This is a genomic window from Alphaproteobacteria bacterium, assembly GCA_030739735.1.
Lineage (GTDB): Bacteria > Pseudomonadota > Alphaproteobacteria > UBA7887 > UBA7887 > UBA7887.
Map to the genome: position 1 here is coordinate 1 of JASLYQ010000039.1, position 3127 is coordinate 3127.

At 52.5% G+C, this 3127-nt stretch carries 2 protein-coding genes; one reads left to right on the forward strand and one right to left on the reverse strand.

Features of this window, described 5'->3' with window-relative positions:
• Positions 1 to 264: 264 nt before the first annotated feature.
• Complete coding sequence (locus QF629_12915; protein MDP6014422.1) at positions 265 to 591, reverse strand: TlpA disulfide reductase family protein; 327 nt, start codon at positions 589 to 591, stop codon at positions 265 to 267.
• A 105-nt stretch (positions 592 to 696) separates the two neighbouring features.
• Here QF629_12915 and QF629_12920 point away from each other — a divergent pair, with 105 nt between their 5' ends.
• Entirely contained in the window at positions 697 to 2913 is a 2217-nt protein-coding gene (locus tag QF629_12920) for a tetratricopeptide repeat protein (GenBank protein MDP6014423.1), read from the forward strand.
• Positions 2914 to 3127: the final 214 nt, after the last annotated feature.

Consider the following 3127-nt stretch of genomic DNA (forward strand, 5'->3'; position numbering starts at 1 on the left):
TTTGTCATCTCGTATTCCTCCGTTATCCGGCGGAATACACCTTAGCAACCTGTCCGATTTTCTGGGACCACCTCAGAGGTTGGTGAGGGTGTCTAACTAGTGAACGCTTCTAACCCCGTCTCGTCGCAGTTGACCCCATTTTCTGCTAGACTGCCCCTATGAGAAACCTGACCGCACACTCTGCCTGACCCTTGCTGTGCTTCTGGGAAGTGCGCGCGAGGACTGATACAAAAGTTAGAGAGAGTACGCATGACTCGGGCGTCCTCAAAACGCCGCCGCATTGTTGCCGTCGAGCTTGCCAGCTAAGCGATCGAGCGATGGCAACTCCTTGATGCAGGGGCCACACCATGTGGCCCAGACGTTAAACACGATCGTCTTGCCTTTGAAATTGCCCAGCGTACTCGGAATGCCGGTCGGATCGAGGAACTGCGTGTTAGGAGCGAACACTTCAGCAATCAGGATCTCCACACCTTTGGGCGCTGGTTCCGCGTCTATGACACCCCCTAAGCGCGCTGAGCCTCTCCCGTCACCCCGCGCAGGAATGCACTCGCACGATGTGATGGGTTTCATGATCGTCAGGGTCTTGCCCATCTGATGGCATGCCAGACTGGATCAGAGACCTTATCCGAGCTAGCCTTGCTATGAGAGTATTGGCAAACGAAGCGTTCTTGATGGAATTGCGTGATCCGGTGAAACATGTCTGAACAACCGACGTTAACTATCCAGCAAGCTCGGGATCTTGCCGTACAGCATCACAAAGCGGGTCGTCTGTCTCAGGCAGAAAATATCTACCAACAAATACTGCAGAACGACCCAAACCAATCCGTCGCTTTGCACCTGCTAGGTGTAATCGCCCACCAAAAAGGCAGGAACGATACCGCCGTTGATCTGATCACCAAAGCCCTCAGCCTTAAGCCCGACCTGGCTGAAGCGCACAGCAACCTGGGCGCTGTGCTCCGGGAACTTGGTAATCCGGAGGAGGCCGTCGCCAGTTGCCGCAAGGCGCTGGACCTCAAGCCAGATTACATAGAAGCGCACTACAACCTCGGAGTTGTGCTCCAGGAGCTTGGCAAACTGGAGGAAGCCGTCGCCAGTTTTCGCAAGGCGCTCGGCCTCAAGCCCGATCACGTTGAGGCGCACAACAATCTCGGCGGTGCGCTCTGGAAACTTGGCAATCCGGAGGAGGCCATCTCCAGTTTCCGCAAGGCACTGGATCTCAAGCCCGATTACGCTGAGGCGCACAACAACCTCGGCAATGCGCTACGAGACCTTGGCAAACCTGTGGAGGCTTTAACGCAGTACCGACGTGCCATTTTTCTCGATCCGCAGAACGACTTCTTCTGGACCAATTTTGCATCGTGTTTAGAGAGTGTCTCGTTCGCTTCTGTTGACGACAATCTTTATCAGGATCTGTTGCAACTGTTAGAGCATTCCACGGTGCGACCTTCTTACATTACCCGATCAGTCATCAGCGCACTTCGCCATCATCCGGACTTCTCGGCGATCGTAGAGGCGGTTGGTTCCAGCCAGCAGGATAGCGAAATTCTCTATGGCGATATCGCCAAACAGCTGTCAACGATTCCGCTCTTTCTTCGAATTCTGGAACTGACACCTATCAGGGACCTTGAGATAGAACGAATGCTCACCGTCCTGCGCCACGCCATGCTCAAGGAAACAATCAAAGGAAAGACAGAGAAGAAGGTATTCCCGTTTTCCACGGCTCTGGCCCACAACTGTTGCACCAACGAGTATGTCTTTGCAGAAACCGAGGAAGAAAAAGAAGCGGTCGAGAAGCTGGAACAACAGATAGCAACGCTGGTGAAAAAGGACCGTCCCGTGCCTCCGTCGTTCATGATTGCACTCGGAGCCTATCGGCCACTCTTTCAATTTTCCTGGGCTGCAAGGCTGAGTGAACGGAAGTGGGAAGACGACGTAAAGAGCGTGATTGAGCGGCAAATAACCGAACCGCTGGAAGAGCAGTCTCTACGCGATCAAATCCCCTGCATAACCGACACACAAAATGCCATCTCTCAATTGGTTCGTGCACAGTATGAGGAAAACCCGTACCCCCGCTGGATCAAAACTGGGATAGCCTACAAAAGCAGGAGCCTTGGCGCTATTTTGAAGGATTCCCCGCTATCGTTTGATTTAGGAGACTACACTTTCCCGGAGAGTCCAGAAATTCTAGTAGCGGGCTGTGGCACCGGCCAACATGCCCTGGGTACAGCCTCCAGGTATTTGAACGCGCACGTGCTGGCTGTGGATTTGAGCTTAAGCAGTCTTTCCTATGCAAAGAGAAAAACCAAAGAACTTGGTTTTTCTAATATCGAGTACGTTCAAGGGGACCTTACGAAACTAGAAAAACTCGAAAGAAGGTTCGATCTTATTGAGTGTGTCGGGGTCCTTCACCATCTGGATGATCCTCTGGCTGGCTGGCAGACCTTGGTGAACCTTTTGCGTCCGGAAGGAGTCATGAAGATCGGCCTCTATAGCGAAATTGGACGCCAACACATCATTGCTGAGCGATTCCTGATTGCCGAGGCGGATTATTCATCCTCTCCTGATAACATTCGCCGATGTCGGCAGAAAGTCATCGGTCTGGCTGCAGGCGGAAACTCTGCAATGGCAAAAATATGTAACATATCGGATTTCTTCAACATGAGCGAGTGTCGGGATCTTCTGTTTCATGTCCAGGAGCACCGATTTACCCTGCCACAGGTTGAGGCGGCTCTAAAATCTCTACATCTGAAATTTCTCGGGTTCGAAATACGGGATCAAAGAACTCTGAGGCAGTTTAGGGAATCTCACCCGAACACTAACGCCAGAACCTCACTTCCCCTGTGGCATGCATTTGAGCTTGATAATCCCGATACGTTTATCGGTATGTACCAGTTTTGGTGTCAAAAATTATGATCTAGTGTAATCGTAACTGCCAGACACTCAAGAGCTGCTCCATTCTCGCAAAATCCAGTCCAAGCCCCTGCCTGAGGAACCGCCCCAGGGGCCCGGGCGCCTGTTTCAATAGCCAAGTTGCATTAACGAGTGGTCGGGATGCCGTGCTCGCGGCAGACCTCCGCCGTCTTCAGGCCACGCTCCTGCTCAGCCAAAATCGCGATGATCTGTTCCT

Bases quoted from the DNA above. Each gene is read 5' to 3' on its own strand.
- QF629_12915 (MDP6014422.1), bottom strand. From the start codon at position 591: ATGGGCAAGACCCTGACGATCATGAAACCCATCACATCGTGCGAGTGC.
- QF629_12920 (MDP6014423.1), top strand. From the start codon at position 697: ATGTCTGAACAACCGACGTTAACTATCCAGCAAGCTCGGGATCTTGCC.